Here is a 752-nt window from a genome sequence, read left to right as displayed (position 1 = left end):
CCGCCGATATCGTCGCTCGTCGCGCCGATCATCATCGGCACATGATCGAATTTGCCGTCGGTGTAGGCCTTGGCGGTGTCGAGCGCACCCTGCTGATCGGCGAAGCGTGGAACGCACCATTCGCCGCCTATTGTGACGATCCGCGCTTCAGACAGATCCTGATCGATGTCGGCCTGATCGACCACTGGCGCAAGACCGGTCACTGGGGCGACTTCGTCCGGCCGATGGGCGATGACGAGTTCGAGATCATCGCCTGAAGATCCGAACGTTCGCAATTGGGTCCGTACCAGCCGGTCCGCTCTCGGCACTCGCCTAGCTCGGTGGTGAGGTTGCGGACTGGGTTGCAAGCGGACATCGGCTCGGCTCGGATATTCATTCCCGCACCTTTCGGGTCGTTACCGGCTGGTCTGCTCCTGCCGCTCTGCCCGCTCGGCGTTCAGGCCACGAACTAGGTGGGAAGCGGACAATGGGGAGACTCTCCTTGTCTTCGCCGATGCGCTGCGGAATATGGCCGCGCCTATCCACGTGATGGCTGCGCTTGCCGGGGGAAGCCTCCTGTCAACGCCCGACATTTTCCTCTCCTACAATCGCGAGGATGTAGCGCGGGCAAAGTTGTTTGCCGGTGCTCTCGAGGCCGAAGGCTACACGGTCTGGTGGGACGCCACCTTGCGCTCAGGCGAAAACTACGACGGGCTCTGTCAGAGCAAATGCACCGGCTGGTAAGGAGTTGAGGGCAGGGCGGGGGAATGCCT

At 62.2% G+C, this 752-nt stretch carries 2 protein-coding genes; both read left to right on the top strand.

Annotated features, from left to right (window positions below; translation table 11 throughout):
• Positions 1-257: hypothetical protein (locus GRI89_RS00120; RefSeq protein ID WP_235912593.1), on the top strand; the 257-nt coding region annotated here is incomplete at its 5' end.
• A gap of 250 nt (positions 258-507) precedes the next feature.
• A complete protein-coding gene (locus tag GRI89_RS00115; RefSeq protein ID WP_159791250.1) occupies positions 508-723 on the top strand; it encodes a toll/interleukin-1 receptor domain-containing protein in 216 nt (71 codons plus the stop codon).
• Positions 724-752 lie beyond the last annotated feature (29 nt).

It is taken from the genome of Croceibacterium salegens (assembly GCF_009827435.1).
GTDB classification, from domain to species: Bacteria; Pseudomonadota; Alphaproteobacteria; order Sphingomonadales; family Sphingomonadaceae; genus Croceibacterium_B; species Croceibacterium_B salegens.
The sequence above is the reverse complement of the archived record's forward strand: the minus strand, read 5'-3'. Positions and strand labels throughout refer to the sequence as shown.

Coding starts and splice junctions, on each gene's coding strand:
- GRI89_RS00115 (WP_159791250.1), top strand. CDS start 508: ATGGCCGCGCCTATCCACGTGATGGCTGCGCTTGCCGGGGGAAGCCTC.